At 70.5% G+C, this 19,585-nt stretch carries 16 protein-coding genes and 1 tRNA gene; 1 reads left to right on the top strand and 16 read right to left on the bottom strand.

All coding sequences use genetic code 11. From position 1 onward, the window contains the following. Nucleotides 1-102: 102 nt before the first annotated feature. The 16 genes from ACH4SI_RS10660 to ACH4SI_RS10585 all read right to left on the bottom strand — a co-directional run bounded on the left by ACH4SI_RS10660 (nt 103) and on the right by ACH4SI_RS10585 (nt 18,769). Complete coding sequence (locus tag ACH4SI_RS10660; RefSeq protein WP_398294896.1) at nt 103-558, bottom strand: hypothetical protein; 456 nt, start codon at nt 556-558, stop codon at nt 103-105. A 233-nt stretch (nt 559-791) separates the two neighbouring features. Then, a complete protein-coding gene (locus tag ACH4SI_RS10655; RefSeq protein WP_398294894.1) occupies nt 792-2,150 on the bottom strand; it encodes an MraY family glycosyltransferase in 1,359 nt (452 codons plus the stop codon). A gap of 154 nt (nt 2,151-2,304) precedes the next feature. Next, the gene (gene glyA / locus ACH4SI_RS10650; protein WP_398295234.1) at nt 2,305-3,576 is read right to left on the bottom strand and encodes a serine hydroxymethyltransferase; all 1,272 of its coding nucleotides are present in this window, start codon (nt 3,574-3,576) and stop codon (nt 2,305-2,307) included. Between the two features lie 97 nt (nt 3,577-3,673). Then, nucleotides 3,674-4,336, bottom strand: a complete 663-nt coding sequence (locus tag ACH4SI_RS10645) for a protein-tyrosine-phosphatase (protein WP_398294892.1) — start codon at nt 4,334-4,336, stop codon at nt 3,674-3,676. Next, complete coding sequence (locus ACH4SI_RS10640) at nt 4,333-4,980, bottom strand: L-threonylcarbamoyladenylate synthase (RefSeq protein ID WP_398294889.1); 648 nt, start codon at nt 4,978-4,980, stop codon at nt 4,333-4,335. The genes ACH4SI_RS10645 and ACH4SI_RS10640 overlap by 4 nt, the downstream gene beginning before the upstream one ends. A 47-nt stretch (nt 4,981-5,027) precedes the next feature. Further along, on the bottom strand, nt 5,028-5,873 hold the full coding sequence (gene prmC, locus ACH4SI_RS10635; protein ID WP_398294887.1) for a peptide chain release factor N(5)-glutamine methyltransferase: 846 nt from the start codon (nt 5,871-5,873) through the stop codon (nt 5,028-5,030). A 43-nt stretch (nt 5,874-5,916) separates the two neighbouring features. Further along, entirely contained in the window at nt 5,917-6,987 is a 1,071-nt protein-coding gene (prfA, locus tag ACH4SI_RS10630) for a peptide chain release factor 1 (RefSeq protein ID WP_398294885.1), read from the bottom strand. A 135-nt stretch (nt 6,988-7,122) separates the two neighbouring features. Continuing rightward, a complete protein-coding gene (rpmE, locus tag ACH4SI_RS10625) occupies nt 7,123-7,347 on the bottom strand; it encodes a 50S ribosomal protein L31 (RefSeq protein WP_030823398.1) in 225 nt (74 codons plus the stop codon). A gap of 160 nt (nt 7,348-7,507) precedes the next feature. Then, nucleotides 7,508-8,644, bottom strand: a complete 1,137-nt coding sequence (locus ACH4SI_RS10620) for an LCP family protein (RefSeq protein WP_398294883.1) — start codon at nt 8,642-8,644, stop codon at nt 7,508-7,510. A gap of 328 nt (nt 8,645-8,972) precedes the next feature. Then, nucleotides 8,973-11,102, bottom strand: coding sequence for a transcription termination factor Rho (gene rho / locus ACH4SI_RS10615; protein WP_398294881.1), 2,130 nt, complete (start codon nt 11,100-11,102; stop codon nt 8,973-8,975). Between the two features lie 401 nt (nt 11,103-11,503). Continuing rightward, nucleotides 11,504-12,418, bottom strand: a complete 915-nt coding sequence (gene thrB, locus ACH4SI_RS10610; protein ID WP_398294879.1) for a homoserine kinase — start codon at nt 12,416-12,418, stop codon at nt 11,504-11,506. An 878-nt stretch (nt 12,419-13,296) separates the two neighbouring features. Further along, on the bottom strand, nt 13,297-14,403 hold the full coding sequence (gene thrC, locus ACH4SI_RS10605; protein WP_398294877.1) for a threonine synthase: 1,107 nt from the start codon (nt 14,401-14,403) through the stop codon (nt 13,297-13,299). Between the two features lie 86 nt (nt 14,404-14,489). After that, nucleotides 14,490-15,782, bottom strand: a complete 1,293-nt coding sequence (locus ACH4SI_RS10600; protein ID WP_398294875.1) for a homoserine dehydrogenase — start codon at nt 15,780-15,782, stop codon at nt 14,490-14,492. 127 nt (nt 15,783-15,909) lie between these two features. Continuing rightward, complete coding sequence (gene lysA / locus ACH4SI_RS10595; protein WP_398294873.1) at nt 15,910-17,301, bottom strand: diaminopimelate decarboxylase; 1,392 nt, start codon at nt 17,299-17,301, stop codon at nt 15,910-15,912. 17 nt (nt 17,302-17,318) lie between these two features. Next, nucleotides 17,319-18,227, bottom strand: coding sequence for an arginine--tRNA ligase (locus ACH4SI_RS10590; RefSeq protein ID WP_398294871.1), 909 nt, complete (start codon nt 18,225-18,227; stop codon nt 17,319-17,321). Between the two features lie 110 nt (nt 18,228-18,337). Continuing rightward, entirely contained in the window at nt 18,338-18,769 is a 432-nt protein-coding gene (locus ACH4SI_RS10585) for a response regulator (RefSeq protein ID WP_398294869.1), read from the bottom strand. Between the two features lie 230 nt (nt 18,770-18,999). Between ACH4SI_RS10585 and ACH4SI_RS10580 the strand changes: the two genes are divergently transcribed. Next, nucleotides 19,000-19,071, top strand: a tRNA-Arg gene (locus tag ACH4SI_RS10580). Nucleotides 19,072-19,585 lie beyond the last annotated feature (514 nt).

Here is a 19,585-nt window from a genome sequence, read left to right as displayed (position 1 = left end):
GCCCCGCGGATTCCGGGGGTTCAGCCGCCTGCGCCCGCTGTGCCTCAGATGAAACCGGACGATAGCAGGTGAGCGTGTGTGCCCTTATACCGGCCCTACAGATCACGATGCGGACCCGGCGGGGGAGGCCTCCTTCTCCCTCGCCGGCTTCCGTTCGTCCTCGGCTTCCGGCTGAACGTAGAGAATCTTGGCCTTCATGTGGGCACGGGTCTGCGCCGCGATCCACGTCAGTGTCGCAGCAAGCAGGGAGAACGCGAACGCGCGGGTGCTGAAGAGAGTGGTGTCCTTGAAGACGGCCAGCAGCACCGCGATGAGCAGGAACTGCACCATGTAGAGGGCGAGGGCCATCATCTGGAACAGCTGCGGAAGGTACTTCGCGGTGCGCTCGAGCACGATCAGGTCGATCGTCATGACCGCGGCCACGAGAAGCGCTCCGAAGGCGGCCCCGATCGCGCCCTTTCCACCGGCGAGCACAGAACTGGCGACAACGGCGACCACCCCGACCACGGCGGTGGGCACGGCGCAACTGAGCAGCGTTCTGGCGTCGTTGGACTGCATGAAGGGTTTCTCCGGCAAGAGTCGGGAGCAACGATTCGTCGTCGACGAGCGTATCCCCGGGGAAGGGAAGAACCTCACGGCGAAGGACCGTCGCACTACGGTCCTTGGGCTCTAGCACCGGGTTTAGTGAACGGTATCACAAACTATTTGATGAGGTCTTTACCCACCCAGTGTGCTGCACGTCACACGTGTGAGTTACAGCGGGTGTATGTGCTTGACGTGTTGCGTCACCGCTACTGCGGGGTTCCGATCTTCTTGCGGTGAGGAAAACGGGACCGGTCGCCGATCGCGGTGGCGCCGTTGAGCCGGGGCGGCACCGCCTCGGGGGCGGGCTTCTCCGGGTGCTCCGGCGGGGCCACCTGGGCGGCCGCGGCCGGCGCCGGTTCGGCACTCTGCGTGACCGGCGCGGCCTGCGCGGCCACGGGCCGACGCCGGTAGCGGGGCGGTACGAACGCCTCCGCCCAGCGCGGCACGCGAGGGGTGAAGCGCGGCAGCAGCAACAGCACCAGACCCACCGCGCTCAGGGCCACGATCGCGAGCACGAACCACACACCCGCCGAGTTCACCGAGTACGCGACCGCGCCGAAGGCGATCAGCGCCGACCAGAAGTACATGATCAGCACGGCCCGGCTGTGCGAGTGGCCGATCTCCAGCAGCCGGTGGTGCAGATGGCCGCGGTCCGCAGCGAACGGCGACTGGCCCCGCCAGGTGCGCCGGACGATGGCGAGCACCAGGTCCGCGAAGGGCACCGCGATGACGGTCAGCGGAAGCAGCAGCGGGATGTAGACCGGCACGGTGGCGTGCACCGCGGCCGTCTCGGATCCGGCGAACAGCTTCATCGCGTCCGGGTCCACCTGGCCCGTGATGGAGATCGCACCCGCCGCGAGCACCAGCCCGATGAGCATCGAGCCCGAGTCGCCCATGAAGATCCGCGCGGGGTGGGCGTTGTGCGGCAGGAAGCCCAGGCACATGCCCATGAGGACGGCAGCGAACAGGGTCGCGGGGGCGGCGGCCTCCAGCCCGTAGCCGAACCAGATGCGGTACGCGTACATGAAGAACGCGGCGGCGGCGATGCACACCATGCCGGACGCCAAACCATCAAGCCCGTCAACGAAGTTGACCGCGTTGATGGTGATGACGACCAGAGCCACCGTCAGCAGCGTGCCCTGCCAGGGCGTCAGTGAGACGGGTCCCACACCGGGGACCGGCAGCCACAGGATGGTCAGACCCTGGAGCACCATCACACCGGCGGCGATCATCTGGCCGCCCAGCTTGATCAGCGCGTCCACGCCCCACTTGTCGTCCAGCACCCCCAGCAGCCAGATGAGCCCGGCGCCGGAGAGCAGCGCGCGCGGCTCGTTGGACGTCTCGAAGACGTCCTTGAGGTTGGTGAGGTGAGCGGCCACCAGCAACCCCGCGCAGAGCCCGCCGAACATGGCGATGCCTCCGAGCCGCGGAGTGGGCTCACGGTGCACATCGCGGGCCCGGATCTCCGGCATCGCACCGGCGGCGATGGCGAACTTCCGCACCGGCCCGGTGAGCAAATACGTCACCGCGGCCACGATGCACAGAGTCAGCAGGTATTCACGCACCTATTCCCCAGACGTCGCGAGGCTGATCAGGGCCACACCTTAGGAGACCTCACCCTAGCCTGCTCCGGTTCCCGGTGTGCCGGGGACCGGCAGTGGCGCACAGGGCTCCCGGCACACGGTACGCGCCATGGCTCCGGGGGTTCGCGGCGGATGATCACTGAGGATACGGCGGAAACGCGGCGGCCAATTCCCTCACCTCCGCGCGCACCCCGCGCGTGCGGGGCGCCGACTCGTCCTCGCGCAGGGCCATCGTAAGCAACGCCCCGATCCGCTCCATCTCCCCCTCCCCCATGCCCTGCGTCGTCACCGCCGCGCTGCCCAGCCGCAAGCCCCGGACGCAGCCACCGGGTTCGGTGGCGGAGGCGAGCGCACACGTGTCCAGGATGATCCCGGCGGCCGCGCAACGGGCCTTCGCCTCACGGCCGTCGAGCCCCAGCGGGGACACGTCGACGGTGATCATGTGGGTGTCGGTGCCCCCGGTGGCCACCGTCAGCCCCGCCACCGCCAGCCCGTCGGCGAGGGTGCGCGCGTTGGCGACGACCTGCCGGGCGTACGCGGCGAACCCGGGCGTGGCGGCCTCGCCGAACGCCACCGCCTTGGCCGCCACGGTGTGCATCTGGGCGCCGCCCTGGGTGAAGGGGAACACGGCGCGGTCGACCCGCTCGGCCAGCTCCGCGCCGCACAGCAGCATGCCGCCGCGCGGCCCGCGCAGCACCTTGTGCGTGGTGGCGCACACCACGTCCGCGTACGGCACCGGGTTCGGCGCCGCCTTCCCGGCCACCAGGCCGATGGGGTGTGCGGCGTCGGCGACGAGGTACGCGCCCGCCTCGTCGGCGATGGCCCGGAAGGCGGCGTAGTCCAGATGGCGGGGGTACGAGATCGAGCCGCACACGATCGCCTTCGGGCGGTGGGCGAGCGCCAGCTCGCGCAGCCGGTCGTAGTCGATCAGCCCGGTGGCCGGATCGACGCCGTAGCCGACGAAGTGGAACCAGCGGCCGGAGAAGTTCGCCGGGGAGCCGTGGGTGAGGTGGCCGCCGTGCGGCAGCGCCATCGCCAGCACGGTGTCGCCGGGCCGCAGCAGCGCGGCGTACGCGGCGAGCACCGCGGAGGAGCCCGAATGGGGCTGCACATTGGCGTGGCTCGCGCCGAACAGCGCCGTCGCCCGGCCCTGGGCCACCCGCTCGGCGACGTCCACCAGCTCGCAGCCGCCATGGTGGCGTGCCCCGGGGTAGCCCTCGGCGTACTTGTTGGCCAGCGGAGAGGCCAGGGCGGCGAGCACCGCCCGCGAGGTGTAATTCTCCGCGGCGATCAGCTGGAGACCGCCCCGGACGCGCTCCAGCTCGCCCGTGATGATCCCGGCCAGCTCGGGGTCCTGCCGGGCCAGCTCGCCGAAATCCGGCCCCCAGGGAACCGCGCTGACGGCCATCGCGTGCTCACCTTCGTCGGGCGTCACCCCCAATGTAGGCCCGCACCGGCGGCAGCGCGCGCCGCGGCCGGAACCCGCGGCCCCGGGAACGAAGGCGCTACGCGGGGGCCGGAACCCCCGTCAAAGCGGTCACGACCGGGTCCAGCGCCTGATTGATCTCGTCGCCGATGGAGCGGAAGAAGGTGATCGGCGCCCCGTACGGGTCGTGCACCTCGTCCGCCTCCTCGTTCGGCGCCAGCAGCCAGCCGCGCAGCGCGGCCGCCGCCTGGACCAGGGAGCGGGCGCGCTCGACCACGCCGCCCACCTCCTCCGGATCGGGCAGCGTCGCGGGGTCTATGGCCCGTACCAGCCGGGTGAACTCCTTGAGCGTGAAGGTCCGCAAGCCGGCCGAGTGGCCCATCGAGATGACCTGGGCCCGGTGGTCGCGGGTCGCGGTCAGCACGAGGTCGGCGCGGATGACGTGCTCGTCCAGCAGCTCCCGGCCGAGGAAGCCGTCCGGGTCGGCGCCGAAGTCGGTCAGGACGGTGGCGGCGTGCGCCTCCATCGGCGCGCCCTCGTGCCCCCAGGTGCCGGCGCTCTCCACGATCAGCCCGCTGGTGCGGGCAGTGCCGAGCCGGTGGGTGAGGGCATGCCTGGTCAGCCGCTCGGTGATCGGCGAGCGGCAGACGTTGCCGGTGCTGACGTGGAGGATGCGGAACGAGGTCTCGGCGTGCTTCGCACGGTGTTCCGCTATGCCACGGCCCGTCTCCGGGGCTGTCAATTCGCCACCTCGAGGTCGGGTACGACCTCCCGGAGCTGCTCGGCGGAGAGTGCGCCCGCCCGCAGCAGCACCGGGACCTTGCCGGTGACGTCGACGATGGAGGAGGGCACCGCGGCCGGGGTGGGGCCGCCGTCGAGGTAGACCGAGACGGAGTCGCCCAGCATGTCCTGCGCGGCGTCGCAGTCCTGCGGGGACGGGTGTCCGGTGAGGTTGGCGCTGGAGACCGCCATCGGGCCGAAGTCGGTCAGCAGCTCGATCGCGACCGGGTGCAGCGGCATCCGTACCGCCACGGTGCCCCGGGTCTCGCCCAGATCCCAGGTCAGCGACGGCTGGTGCTTGGCGACGAGGGTGAGCGCGCCGGGCCAGAAGGCGTCGACCAGCTCCCAGGCCATCTCGGAGAAGTCGGTGACCAGACCGTGCAGGGTGTTCGGGGAGCCGACGAGGACGGGGGTCGGCATGTTGCGGCCCCGGCCCTTGGCCTCCAGCAGATCGCCGACCGCCTCCGCGTTGAACGCGTCCGCACCGATCCCGTAGACGGTGTCGGTGGGCAGCACGACCAGTTCGCCGCGGCGGACGGCGGACGCGGCCTCGCGCAGGCCGGTCTTGCGGTCGGTCGCGTCCCCGCAGTCGTATCGCCGTGCCATTTAACGGTCCTCCTCGTACGTGGCCAGTGTGTGGTGCGGTGCCGCGGTCACGGCATGGCCTTCCGCGCGGTGGCGAATCGGGGCCGTTTGTTCAGGTCGGGGTGGTCGGCGGCGTCCGCCCAGCCACGCTCCTCCGTGAAGATCCACGGCACCTGGCCGCCCTGGGTGTCTGCGTGCTCGATGACGACGACGCCGCCCGGCCGCAGCAGCCGGTGGGCCGTGCGCTCCAGGCCGCGGATCACATCGAGGCCGTCCTCACCGGAGAAGAGCGCGAGCTGGGGGTCGTGGTCGCGCGCCTCCGGCGCCACGTACTCCCACTCGGTCAGCGGGATGTACGGGGGATTGCTGATGACGAGATCCACCTGCCCGTCCAGCTCGGGCAGGGCCGTCAACGCGTCTCCTCGCTGAAGAACGACGCGGGACCCCTCGACGTTCTTGCGGGCCCACTGGAGGGCGCCCTCGTCCAGCTCCACGGCGTGCACCCGGGAGCGGGGCACCTCCTGGGCGAGGGCCAGGGCGATGGCTCCGGAGCCGGTGCACAGGTCGACGATGAGGGGTTCGACGACGTCCATGGCCCGGACCGCGTCTATGGCCCAGCCGACGACCGACTCGGTCTCCGGGCGCGGGACGAAGACACCGGGGCCCACCTGGAGCTCCAGGTAGCGGAAGAAGGCACGGCCGGTGATGTGCTGCAGGGGTTCGCGGGCCTCGCGGCGGGCCACCGCCTCCCAGTAGCGGGCGTCGAAGTCGGCGTCGAGCACGCCGTGCAGCTCCCCCCGCTTGACGCCGTGCACGAAGGCGGCCAGCTCCTCCGCGTCGAAGCGCGGGGAGGGCACGCCCGCGTCGGCCAGCCGCTGGGTGGCCTGGGCCACCTCGGCGAGCAGCACATTCACTGAATATTCCTCCAGCCGGTCCGTAGTTGCGAAGAGGAAGGTCCTACTGCGCCGCCGCGAGCTTCGCCGCCGCGTCGGCGTCGACACACGCCTGGATGACGGGCGCCAGCTCCCCGTCGAGCACCTGGTCAAGGTTGTACGCCTTGAAACCGACCCGGTGGTCCGAGATGCGGTTCTCCGGGAAGTTGTACGTACGGATGCGCTCGGAGCGGTCGACGGTGCGGACCTGGCTGCGGCGGGCGTCGGACGCCTCCCGCTCGGCCTCCTCCTGGGCGGCGGCCAGCAGCCGCGAGCGCAGGATGCGCAGCGCCTGCTCCTTGTTCTGGAGCTGGCTCTTCTCGTTCTGGCAGGAGACGACGATGCCGGTCGGCAGGTGGGTGATGCGCACCGCGGAGTCGGTGGTGTTCACCGACTGGCCGCCGGGGCCCGAGGAGCGGTAGACGTCGATCCGCAGGTCGTTGGGGCCGATCTCGACCTCGACCTCCTCGGCCTCCGGCGTGACCAGCACACCGGCCGCGGAGGTGTGGATGCGGCCCTGGGACTCGGTGGCGGGCACCCGCTGGACGCGGTGCACCCCGCCCTCGTACTTCAGCCGGGCCCACACGCCCTGGCCGGGCTCGATGGTGCCCTTGGCCTTCACGGCCACCTGGACGTCCTTGTAGCCGCCGAGGTCGGATTCGTTGGCGTCGAGGATCTCGGTCTTCCAGCCGATCCGCTCGGCGTACCGCAGATACATCCGCAGCAGGTCGCCGGCGAACAGCGCGGACTCCTCGCCGCCCTCGCCCGCCTTGACCTCGAGGATCACGTCCTTGTCGTCGCTGGGGTCGCGCGGGACCAGCAGCAGCCGCAAGCGGTCGGTCAGCTCCGCGCGGCGCAGCTCCAGCTCCTTGACCTCGTCGGCGAAGTCCGGGTCGTCCTGGGCCAGCTCCTGGGCCGTCCCGATGTCGTCCCCGGCCTGCTTCCAGTCGCGGTACGTGTCGATGATCGGGGTCAGCTCGGCGTAGCGCTTGTTGAGCCGCTTCGCCTCGCGCTGGTCGGCGTGGACCGCGGGGTCGGCGAGCCGCTTTTCGAGGGCGGCGTGTTCGCCGATCAGTTCCTCGACCGCCTCGAACATGAGGGCTCCCTGGGTGGGTCTGCGTGGACGCGGGGAATACGGGCCGGGCAGGACGGCCGACGGGTCGGCCGACGCAAAACGCCGGTCCGGTCGCCCCTGCGCGGGGGCGACCGAGGACCGGCGCCGTGCGGGTCGCTACTTCTTGGCGGACCCGGCGTTCTTGCCGAAGCGGGCCTCGAACCGCGCCACACGGCCACCGGTGTCGAGGATCTTCTGCTTGCCCGTGTAGAACGGGTGGCACTCGGAGCAGATGTCGGCACGGATGGTGCCGCCGCCCACGGTGCTGCGGGTGGTGAAGGACGCGCCACAGGTGCAGCTGACCTGGGTCTCGACGTACTCGGGGTGGATGTCGCGCTTCAAGGGATTCTCCTGGGTTCTCGGGAGGGCGCCGGGTCGACGGGCGGGTTTGCACGTCGTGAACCGGGACCGACGATCCAGTTTGCCAGCACTGGCCGCATCCCCCAAAACCGGGGGTGGGGCCGGGATATTCCCGGCCCCGTCCGACATCCGCCGAGCAGTCCTACTTGACCACGTTCCCGGCGTCGTTCGCGTCGCCCGCCGATCCCTTGCTGGCGGCCGCCGGGATCGGCTTGTCCGCCTTCAGCGCCTTCCAGATCAGCTTGGTCTTGGCCTCCATGGGCAGCACCCGGGCCGGGTCGTTCGGGTCGTACTGGACGGGCAGCGTGGTCATCTTCATGTTGCCCGAGCCGATGCCCTGGAGGCTCTTGGCGAAGCCCGACAGCTTGTTGACCGAGGCCAGCTCGGAGTCGGTGGTGAGCGCCTTGGTGGAGGTGTTCGCCAGGTCGTACAGCTTCTTCGGGTTGCCGAAGAGGTCGACGCTCTTGATCTGGTCGAGCAGGGCCTTGACGAACGCCTGCTGGAGCTTGATCCGGCCGAGGTCACTGCCGTCGCCGACGCCGTGCCGGGTCCGTACGAGGCCCAGCGACTGCTCGCCGTTGAGGGTGTGCGGGCCGGGCTCCAGGTCGAGGTGGCTCTTCGGGTCGTGGATCGCCTGGGTGGTGGTGATGTCGACGCCGCCGAGGTCGTCGATCAGCTGCTGGAAGCCGGAGAAGTCGACCTCCAGGAAGTGGTCCATGCGTATGCCGCTCATGGCCTCGACGGTCTTGATGGTGCACGCCGGGCCGCCCGCCTCGTAGGCGCTGTTGAACATCGCCTCCTGGACGGCGGGGGTCTTCTTGCCGTCCTTGAGGCACGAGGGGCGGTGCACGAGCGTGTCGCGCGGGATGCTGACCACGCTGGCCTTCTTACGGCCCTTGTAGACGTGGACGATCATCGCGGTGTCGGAGCGCGAGGTGCCCTCGTCCTTGCCGTACTTGGCGTTCTTCCCGGCCCGGGAGTCGGAGCCGAGGACGAGGATGTCCATCGAGCCGTTGTCGACGTTCTTGGGGCGGTTGGAACCCAGGGCCGCGTTGACGTCGACGCCGGTGAGGTTGCCGTTGAGCTTGAAGTAGAGGTACCCGGCCCCGGCGCCGCCGAGGATGAGTACGGAGGCGACCGACCAGACGGTGACGTGCGTGGCCCTGCGGCGCGCGCTGGGACGCTTGCGGCGGCGGCCGGAGGGGCGGCTGGAGGCGGCACCTCCGCGGGCTCGATGACGGCCCGGGTTCACCGGCGTGTTCTGCTGGTCGTCAGCCATGTGCTCCTCAGTCCTTGTATCCCGGGTACCCCCTGCCGTCACGGTCAGGCGTGGCGTCGCGGTGTCGACCTGACAGATGGCAGGCCGAGCGCCAGGGTTGCATACGGAGTTCCCCCCGTTTTCATCTGGGGCGGCCCGGGCGCCCTTCGTCCCCTTCGCCCGCCTTACCGCTCTCACCTGCGCTTTCGGCCACGATAAGGGCATCGAGACCGTTCCGTGACCGTCCCTTTTGGTGTGGTTCACCTCTCATAAAAACCGAGGCCTCCCCGCGGTGCGGGGAGGCCTCGGACCACGGAGCGTGACCGCTCCGTAGGAGATCCGTATGCGGTCAGTCGCCGTTGTTGCCCGGGCTGGGCGTGGTCTTGGCGATCTGCATCAGGAACTCGGCGTTCGACTTCGTCTGCTTCATCTTGTCCAGCAGCAGCTCGATCGCCTGCTGCGAGTCGAGCGCGTGCAGCACCCGGCGCAGCTTCCAGACGATGTTCAGCTCGTCCGGCGCCAGCAGGATCTCTTCCTTACGGGTGGACGACGGGTCGACGTCGACCGCCGGGAAGATGCGCTTGTCGGCGAGCTTCCGGTCGAGCTTGAGCTCCATGTTGCCGGTGCCCTTGAACTCCTCGAAGATCACCTCATCCATCCGCGAGCCGGTCTCGACCAGCGCGGTGGCCAGGATGGTCAGCGAGCCGCCGTCCTCGATATTCCGCGCGGCGCCGAAGAACTTCTTCGGCGGGTAGAGCGCCGTCGAGTCGACACCACCGGACAGGATGCGGCCGGAGGCGGGCGCCGCCAGGTTGTACGCACGGCCCAGACGCGTGATCGAGTCCAGCAGCACGACCACGTCGTGGCCCAGCTCCACCAGCCGCTTGGCCCGCTCGATCGCCAGCTCGGCGACGGTGGTGTGGTCCTCGGCGGGACGGTCGAAGGTCGAGGAGATGACCTCGCCCTTGACCGAGCGCTGCATGTCGGTGACCTCTTCAGGACGCTCGTCGACGAGGACGACCATCAGATGGCACTCGGGGCTGTTGCGGGTGATCGCGTTGGCGATCGCCTGCATGATCATGGTCTTACCGGTCTTCGGCGGGGCCACGATCAGACCGCGCTGGCCCTTGCCGATCGGCGCGACCAGGTCGATGATCCGGGTCGTCAGCCCGCCGGCCTCGCTCTCCAGGCGCAGCCTGTCCTGCGGGTAAAGCGGCGTCAGCTTGCCGAACTCGGGCCGCCCACGACCGGTTTCGGGCGCCATGCCGTTGACCGAGTCGAGCCGCACCAGCGCGTTGAACTTCTCGCGGCGCTCGCCCTCGCGCGGCTGGCGGACCGCACCGGTGACGTGATCGCCCTTGCGTAGACCGTTCTTGCGGACCTGGGCGAGCGAGACGTACACGTCGTTCGGGCCCGGCAGGTAGCCGGAGGTCCGGATGAACGCGTAGTTGTCGAGGATGTCGAGGATGCCCGCGACCGGGATCAGGACGTCGTCGTCGGAGACCTGCGGCTCGTTGCCGAAGTCGTCGCGGCCACGGCGGCCACGGCGGTCGCGGTAGCGGCCGCGGCGCCCGCGGCGCCCGCCCTCGAAGTCGTCATCGCCGTCGTCGGCGCGCTGCTGGCCCTGGCCGCGCCCGCCGTCGCGCTGCTGACGGCCGCCACCGCCCTGCTGGCCGTCGTCGCCCTTGCCGCCGCGGCCGCGGTCGCGCTGGCCGCCGCGCTCGCGGCGGTCGCCCTTCTGGCCCCGCTCCTGGCGCTCGCCGCCCTTGGCGCCCCTGCCCTCGGCGGTGTCCACCGCCGCCTCGCCCTTGGCGTCACCCTTGGTCTCGGCGCGGGCGTCGGCCCGCGTCTCCGTACGGGTCTCGACGGCGGTGGCCGTGCCCCCCGACTCGGCGGTCGCGGTGGCGGGCGCGGTCGCCCGGCGGCGACGCCGCTCACCGGCCGGCTGCTCGTCGGCGGCGGGCTCCCCGGGCTGGCCCGGGATGTCGATCTGCCCCTGCGTCGCGGCCTTGTCCGCCTTGCCGCCCTTGCCGGACTTCTCGGCATCCTTGGCCTGGACGGCCTTGCCGGCCTTGTCGGTCTTCTCCTGCTTACCCGCGTCCGCGCTGTCCTCGCCCGTACGGGCCTTGGAGGTCGTACGGCGCTTCGGCTTGGTCACCCCCTCGTCGGCGGACGGGGCGGCCTCGGAGCCCTGGGCTCCGCCGCCGGATGCGGCCTGCTTCTCCTTGATGACCTCGATCAGCTGGCTCTTGCGCATCCGCGCGGTGCCCTTGATGCCCAGGCTCGAGGCGAGCTGCTGCAGCTCCGCCAAGACCATGGCGTCAAGGCCGGTGCCCGAGCGGCGTCGCCGCGGGGCAGTGCCAGTGGCAGCACCGGTGGCAGGCGCGGAAGCGTCCGTAGCGGGCGCGGCGGCATTGCCGACACCGCTGTCGGAGGTGCCGGAGGCGTTCACGCCCATCAGATCGGTGGTGTCGCTCACGAAGGGTCCTTCCCTGGAGCGGGCGTCGGCCTGTCTGGCTCGGCGACCGGTTGTGCTGTCCGGCTGTGGTCCTTCCGTTACGGACCGGGCCGGGGCGGTGGTCCGCCGGTACGGCGGAGAGAACATTCATGGTTCCGACGCGGCAGAGTGGTTCGCTTGGATCCGCCACGCCGATTCCGGTGCGTGCACGCCACTGCTCAGGCAGGCTGCTCAGGCAGTGTGGGAGGCTCCCGGAAGAAGGGTGGTCCCGGATGGGGACACTGAGCACTGCGCCTCCGAGTACATCCAAGAGGCTTCGAGTGCAGACTTGAGGTTAACACTACCGGATCCAACAAACATTCCCCCTCTCCAACCGGCAATCGAGTTGTGCGGGGCCCGGGGGACGCCCCCGGGCGCTTGGGTCAGCTGAGCGGCAGGACGCTCGCCCCCCCGGCGTCGAGAGCGAGCCGGTTGGCCGCCCACCCCTCGCCCGCCAGTCGTGCGACCTTGTCGGCCGCACCGTCCTCGACCAGCGCGAGCACCGTGGGGCCCGCGCCGGAGACGACCGCGGGGACGCCGTCCGCACGCAGTCGGTGCACCAGGCTCACGCTGTCGGGCATCGCCGGAGCGCGGTATTCCTGGTGGAGCCGGTCCTCCGTCGCCGCGAGCAGCAGCTCGGGACGCCTGGTCAGGGCCTCCACGAGCAGGGCCGCGCGCCCCGCGTTGACGGCCGCGTCCACATGCGGGACGGTGCGCGGCAGCAGTCCGCGGGCGGTCTCGGTGAGCACCGGCTTCCCGGGCACGAAGACCACCGGAACGATGGAATCGGCAGGATCCATTCTGATCGCCCGGGCCGCTCCCGCGTCCGTCCAGGCGAGGGTGAAGCCGCCGAGCAGACAGGCGGCGACGTTGTCGGGGTGACCCTCGATCTCCGTGGCCAGCTCGACCAGCGCCTCGTCGTCGAGCTTTTCGGCGCCGCCTATCGTCACGGCGCGCGCGGCGGTGATCCCGGCGCAGATGGCGGCGGAGGAGGAACCGAGCCCGCGGCCGTGCGGAATGCGGTTGGCGCAGACCACCTCGAGGCCGCGCGGCTGCCCGCCCAGCAGGTCGAAGGCGGTGCGGAGGGACCGTACGAGCAGATGGCTCTCGTCGCGCGGCAGGTTCTCGGCGCCCTCGCCCGCGATGTCGACGTGCAGACCGGAGTCGGCCACCCGGACCACCACGTCGTCGTAGAGCCCCAGGGCGAGGCCGAAGGCGTCATAGCCGGGACCGAGATTGGCGCTCGAGGCGGGGACGCGCACTCGGACGGCGGCGGCGCGGAACGCTGGACCGGCCATCGCTCGATGACTCTCCTTGTGTTTACGTGAGATTGCTCGAAGAGGTACGGAACACCGCGGGGGCCACCGTGACAGGACGGCGACGCCATGAACGCTCTGCGTCGGGGCGGATTCAGTACAGCCTATCGAAGGAAGGTTCTGTCGCGACATAGGGCGCACGGGAGGCGCACGATGCGTGTCGCACTCCCTGTCGTCGACCGGGTCCACTCTACTGGAGGGTTCCCCTTGCCCTCATCGTTCCTGCGCATCTCATCCGCCACTTGAGTGGATCTTGAGATCGCCCGGCGGACGGTGGCCGCGGGGAGCGGCGCACGCCCCCCGCAGGGACCCGACGGCCCCTCACGACCCCTCCCCTCCGGGGGTATCACCCAGCCCCTCCGCCGTGGCAGCGGGGGTGTGGGGGCGGAGCCCCGGCGGGGGTGCGGGGCGGAGCCCCGCAGGGGGCCCGGGGGCTTGCCCCCGGTTCGGGGAGGGGCGGGGTGGGGGACGAAGCGCCGCAGGCGTACTCGCGCCGGAGCCGTACCCGCCTCGCGCGGGCTCCGCACATGCCCTGACGCGGGACCCGCAACGCTGCCTGACGGCGGGCCGCACAGCCCCTGACGTGGGATTCCACGGGTTCCACGGGCCGCGGGCCGGGGAGTCCGAAGACAGCACCCGGCCCACCGCGCGGCCCGTCGCACGCATGGCGCCGAGCCGGGAGGGCGACGCGAGCCCGAGCCGTAAGGCCGCAGGGCCGCACGTGCCGCGCCCCGTCCGAGCCGTACGGCCGCGAACTCTCGCGGCCCACGCCGGCCCTCGCGGCCCACGCCGGCCCTCGCGGACCACGCCGACCCTCGCGGACCACGCCGACCCTCGCGGACCACGCCGACCCTCGCGGACTACGCCAGCCCGAGCCGTACGGCCGCCGCGTCGGCGTCCACCGGCACGATGACCGGCTGCGGGGCGCCCGCGACCGCCCAGTCGGGGTCCTTCAGCCCGTTGCCGGTCACCGTGCACACGATGCGCTGGCCCGGGTCGACCTTGCCCTCCTCGGCCGCCTTCAGCAGCCCGGCCACGCTCGCCGCGGAGGCCGGCTCGACGAAGACGCCCTCCTGGGAGGCGAGCAGCCGGTAGGCGGCGAGGATCTGACGGTCGGTCACCTCGTCGATGAAGCCGCCCGACTCGTCCCGCGCCCGCTCGGCCTGCGACCAGGAGGCCGGGTTGCCGATCCGGATCGCGGTGGCGATGGTGGCCGGCTCCTTGACCGGCTCACCGCGCACGATGGGCGCCGAGCCCGCCGCCTGGAAGCCCCACATGCGGGGGGCGCGGGAGGCCGGGCCGCCCTCGGCCGCGTACTCCTGGTAGCCCTTCCAGTAGGCGGTGATGTTGCCCGCGTTCCCGACCGGCAGCACATGGATGTCGGGCGCGTCGCCGAGCATGTCGACGATCTCGAAGGCCGCGGTCTTCTGGCCCTCGATGCGGGCCGGGTTGACCGAATTGACCAGCGCCACCGGGTACTTCTCCGAAAGGCCGCGCGCGAGCGTCAGACAGTCGTCGAAGTTGCCGTCGACCTGGAGGATCTTCGCGCCGTGCACCAGCGCCTGACCCATCTTGCCCAGCGCGATCTTGCCCTGCGGGACCAGCACCGCGCAGACCATCCCGGCCCGTACGGCGTACGCCGCCGCCGACGCCGAGGTGTTTCCGGTGGAGGCGCAGATGACGGCCTTCGCGCCGGCCTCCTTGGCCGCGCTGATGGCCATCGTCATGCCGCGGTCCTTGAAGGACCCGGTGGGGTTCGCGCCCTCGACCTTGAGGTGGACCTCGCAGCCGGTGCGCTCGGAGAGCACCTGCGCGGGCACGAGGGGCGTCCCGCCCTCGCGGAGGGTGACGACGGGGCTCGTCGCGCCGACCGGGAGGCGGTCGCGGTACTCCTCGATGATGCCCCGCCATCCGTGCCACTGGCGGGTGCCGGACATTCGAGGCCCGGCGTCAGCAATTGCGTTCATGATTTCCCTTTTTCTCCGCTCGCCCTCTACTCGGCCTCTGCTCCGCCTTTGTCGGCCTGCTGTCGGCCTGCCGTGGTGTCGGCCGGCTATTCGCCCTCGACCCGCATGATGCTCGCGACATCACGGACAGTGTCGAGCCGGCGCAGTGTCTCGACGGTCGCCGAGAGTGCGGCATCGCTCGCGCGGTGGGTCACGACGACGAGGGACGCCTCGCCGTCCTTGCCCTGCTGCCGGACCGTATCGATCGACACGCCGTGTTCGGCGAAGACTGTCGCGACCTGAGCGAGGACACCCGGTTTGTCGGCGACATCGAGGCTGATGTGGTAGCGCGTGACGACCTCGCCCATGGGGCTCACGGGCAGCCGGCTGTACGCGGACTCGCCCGGCCCGGTGGCGGCCGCCAGCTTGTTGCGGCACGCCGCGACCAGGTCGCCGAGGACGGCCGAGGCGGTCGGCGAACCGCCAGCGCCCGGTCCGTAGAACATCAGCTGACCTGCGGCGTCGGCCTCCACGAAGACCGCGTTGTACGCCTCGCGGACCGAGGCCAGCGGATGGGCCAGCGGAATCATCGCCGGGTGCACCCGAGCGGTCACCGACCGGCCGTCGGCGGCCCGCTCGCAGATGGCGAGCAGCTTGACGGTGCACCCCATGCGCTTGGCGGAGGCGATGTCGGCCGCGGTCACCTCGGTAATGCCCTCACGGTGCACATCGTCGAGGGTGACCCGGGTGTGGAAGGCGATCCCGGCCAGGATCGCGGCCTTGGCGGCGGCGTCGAAGCCCTCGACGTCGGCGGTCGGATCGGCCTCGGCGTACCCGAGCGCGGTGGCCTCGTCCAGCGCCTCGGAGTATCCGGCTCCGCTGGTGTCCATCCGGTCGAGGATGAAGTTCGTGGTGCCGTTGACGATGCCGAGGACGCGGTTGATGTTGTCGCCGGCCAGGGACTCGCGCAGCGGCCGTACCAGCGGAATCGCGCCCGCGACCGCCGCCTCGTAGTAGAGGTCAGCCCCGCGCTCCTGGGCGGCGGCGTGCAGCGCGGCGCCGTCCTTGGCGACCAGCGCCTTGTTGGCCGACACCACGCTCGCGCCGTGCTCGAAGGCGGTGGTGATCAGCGAGCGGGCGGGCTCGATCCCGCCGATGACCTCGACCACCACGTCGATGTCCCCGCGCTTGACCAGCGCGGTGGCGTCGGTGGTCACCAGCTCGGCCGGTACGCCCTCACGGACCCGCCCCGGGCGCCGCACCGCGATCCCGGCCAGCTCGACCGGAGCGCCGATGCGCGCCGCGAGGTCGTCCGCGTGCGTCGTCATGATGCGCGTCACCTCTGAGCCGACGACTCCACAGCCCAGCAGCGCCACTTTCAGCGGACGCGTACGCATCATCCGACCTCGCTTCTCATCCATCTAGGTGTGCACCAGTCTCATGCACTGGAGGGGGTTTTCCGCCCCGGGTCCAGTATCCGAGATTTCCTTCTCGCCGACCGACACCGCCTTGCGGCATCGTCGGTCGTCAACCGACATCGAGCCGCAGAAGATCCTCCTCCGTCTCCCGCCGGACGATTTCCCGCGCCTGCCCGTCCCGGACGGCGACGACCGGCGGACGCAGCGCATGGTTGTAGTTGCTGGCCATCGAGCGGCAGTACGCGCCGGTGGCCGGGACCGCGATCAGATCGCCGGGCGCCAGATCGGCGGGCAGGAAGGCGTCCCGTACGACGATGTCGCCCGACTCGCAGTGCTTGCCGACCACCCGGGACACCATCGGCTCGGCCGTGGACGAACGGGAGACCAGCGCGACCGAGTACTCCGCATCGTAGAGCGCCGTACGGATGTTGTCGGACATGCCCCCATCGACACTGACGTACGTCCGCAGCCCCGGCAGCTCCTTGACCGTACCCACTTCGTACAGCGTGAATGCCGTCGGCCCGACGATCGCCCGCCCGGGCTCGACGGACAGCCGCGGCACCGCGAGGCCCGCTGCATCGCATTCCCGGTGGACGATCTCCCGCAGCGCCTTCGCGATGTCCTCCGGCTCACTCGGGTCATCATCCGGCGTGTACGCAATGCCAAGCCCACCACCGAGGTCGATCTCGGGCAGCTCGACCCCGTGCTCGTCCCGGACCTCCTTGAGCAGCCCCACGACGCGGTGGGCGGCCACCTCGAAGCCGGAGGTGTCGAAGATCTGCGACCCGATGTGCGAGTGCACGCCGATCAGCTCAAGACCGTCGAGCTTCAGCGCGCGCCGCACCGCCTCGGCCGCCTGCCCGCCCGCGAGCGGAATGCCGAACTTCTGGTCCTCGTGGGCGGTCGCGATGAACTCGTGCGTATGCGCCTCGACGCCGACCGTGACCCGGATCTGCACCTTCTGGCGCTTGCCCAGCCCCTGCGCGATGTGGGCGACCCGCACGATCTCCTGAAAGGAATCAAGCACGATGCGCCCGACCCCTGCCTCGACCGCCCTCTGAATCTCCCTACCACTCTTGTTGTTCCCATGCAGAGCGATCCGCTCGGCGGGCATCCCGGCGGCGAGGGCGGTGACCAGCTCCCCCTCGGAGCAGACGTCGAGGTTCAGCCCCTCTTCATGCAGCCAGCGCACGACGGCGCGGGACAGGAACGCCTTCCCGGCGTAGAACACGTCCGCGTCCTCCCCGAACGCCTCCCGCCAGGCCCGGCAGCGGGCGCGGAAGTCGTCCTCGTCGAGGAAGTAGGCGGGCGTCCCGAACTGCTCGGCGAGCGTGGCGACGTCGATCCCGCCGACGGTGAGGACGCCGTCGGCGTTCCTCGTCACGGTGCGGGACCAGACCCGGGCGTCGAGCTGATTGAGATCGGCGGGCGGCGCGGCGTAGTGCCCCTCGGGCAGAACATCGGCGTGACGGGGCCCGGCGGGGTGGGCGGAACGGCTCATGCTGTCTCTCTCATTGATCAAAGGCGTTTCGGGGCGCTGATGCCAAGCAGGCGGAGGCCATTGGCGAGCACGATGCGGGTGGCCTCGGCGAGGCGTTTTCGCCGGCTGTCGGCAAGGAACGCATCAGCAGTGGCAACAAGGTGGCGCGCAAGCCGATCGGGCGCGCGATGCCGAGCGGCGGCCTCGACGACACGAGGAAAGTCGGAGAGCAACCCAAGCAGCACCCCGTCGTGGGCACTGTCTCCCCCATCGACGGTGGTCCGCTGAGCCAGCGCATGCGCATACCGCACCCGGAAGAGCGGATTCCCCTCCCGCTGAGCCAACAGGCGACCGGGGTCAAGATCCGGAACATCGTGCGCGGCAGCCCGCAACAACCCCCACCGAGCAGCATCGCTCCCCAGCCGGGCCAGCAGCTCAGGAGCCCCCACCCCAGCGGCCCGCACAGAAATGCTCTCCCCGCCGGCCTCTACGACGACCGACCCCCCACACCCCTCAACAAGCCCCTTCACGACATGCAGCACCAGCGCGGCCCGCACCTCATCAGCGGGCGCGAAGCGCAAGCACACCCCCGCAAGCCCGTCCCCGAGCCCGTACTGATCCCCCTGCTCAAGGACGCTCTCGACCATCTGCTCATGGGAGTGCGCATCCAGGGTGATGTTGAGGAACCCGGGCCCAGCGATATCAACGGCGGCGATCCCGGGCGTACCGACGAGCCGCCGCCGCAAAACCTCGGCAATGCCGACGGCAGCCCCTGGGCCCCGCCCCCGAGCGAGCTGCAACGCCACATTGGTCGCATAGTCCCCGCACCCGGGCCGCGGCGGGGTCTGCACCTTCACCCGCTCCGGCACGGCGACGCACAGCTCGTCGGCCTCGACGGCACGACGCACGGTGTGCAGCACAGTGCGGGAGAGCTGGGCGGGTGTCACGGCACCAGCGTATGTGAGGAGAGGGGTGCCCCCGCGAACCGGTTTCGCCCTTCGGACGCCCGTGCGCCCCACAGTCAAACGGGCGCCCACCGGCCAACCCAAGACCTCGGCTAGCCGGTGGGCCCCACAGCCGGCTCAGCATCACCGGGCGCCGCCGCCCCAGCAGCCCCTTGTTTCATCAGCCGCCCCACGAGCTTCACCAGCTCGGCGGGCTCGAAGGGTTTCGCCAGAAAGGCATCCACGCCCAGCGCCTGCCCCCGGTCCACCTCCACCTGCGTACACGCACTGATCATCGCGACCGGCAACCGCCGGGTCCGCGCATCAGCACGCAACCTGGACGCCGTCTGCAGCCCATCCAGTCTGGGCATCACGACGTCGAGAGTGATCACATCGGGCCGCACCTGGTGAACGATCTCCAGGCACTCGGCACCATCGGCGGCGGTCACGACCTCGAAGCCCTCCAGCTCGAGGTTGACCCTGATCAGCTGCCGGATGACCTTGTTGTCGTCGACGACAAGGACCCGGCCGGACAAGCCAGGCACACCCTGAAGAGTAGGCGCGCCCCCGCCCCCGCGTCCGCGTTTTGCCCACTTCCACCACGTGCGAGGGACCTTTCCCCCACTCCCCTGCGCCCCGCCCTCCACATGCGGTATACCCCCCTCCGCTCCCGCCGGCCCCCTCGCTCACCCCTCTCCCGATAAGCGTTCATGACCACCCTCCACGAACTGGTAGTGTTCTACTCGTCGCCGCGAGACAGCAGCGACGGGCGCAAGCCCCCGTAGCTCAGGGGATAGAGCAACGGCCTCCGGAGCCGTGTGCGCAGGTTCGAATCCTGCCGGGGGCACCTCGAAGAAGGTGCCAGCAGACCCCGCCATCAGCCCAGCCGCTGACAGCGGGGTTTTTGCGTATGCATGGCCGATGCGATCAATGCAAGTGATCACTTAAAGATCTTGAAGGTCATCCGCCAAGGTCACCCACTACCCGGAGCGTCTCTGTCGATAGGTCGAGCCTCTACAACGTTACGAACAACAGCACGGCCTTCACCGGTCGGGGACACGCCCACCAAGCCGAGCGACCCGTCGGTCAACGCTCCCCAGGTGCGCTACCGCTACTCGACGACGACCAACCCCGGCGCGCGCCAAGTTTCCAAACCTCCGTTCCATGCCATATGGAGCGCGGACCACGCTGCGGGCAAGATTCTCACCAAACCATAGGAGGGCCTGCAGAGACGCGTCTCGCCATCGCCTCGCTCCTTCAAGTCCCCGCCGGTCGTGTACCCGCCGGAATCGGCCCACGCCGTGTCGGCTGTCGGGCTCGCCATTCTGAGCTCGAATCGCCCCCATTCGTGGGCACCTCGG

The sequence above is a fragment of the Streptomyces sp. NPDC021212 genome (assembly GCF_044332925.1).
Lineage (GTDB): Bacteria > Actinomycetota > Actinomycetes > Streptomycetales > Streptomycetaceae > Streptomyces.
Note: the sequence above shows the minus strand (reverse complement) of the source record. Positions and strands in the feature narration are given on the sequence as shown.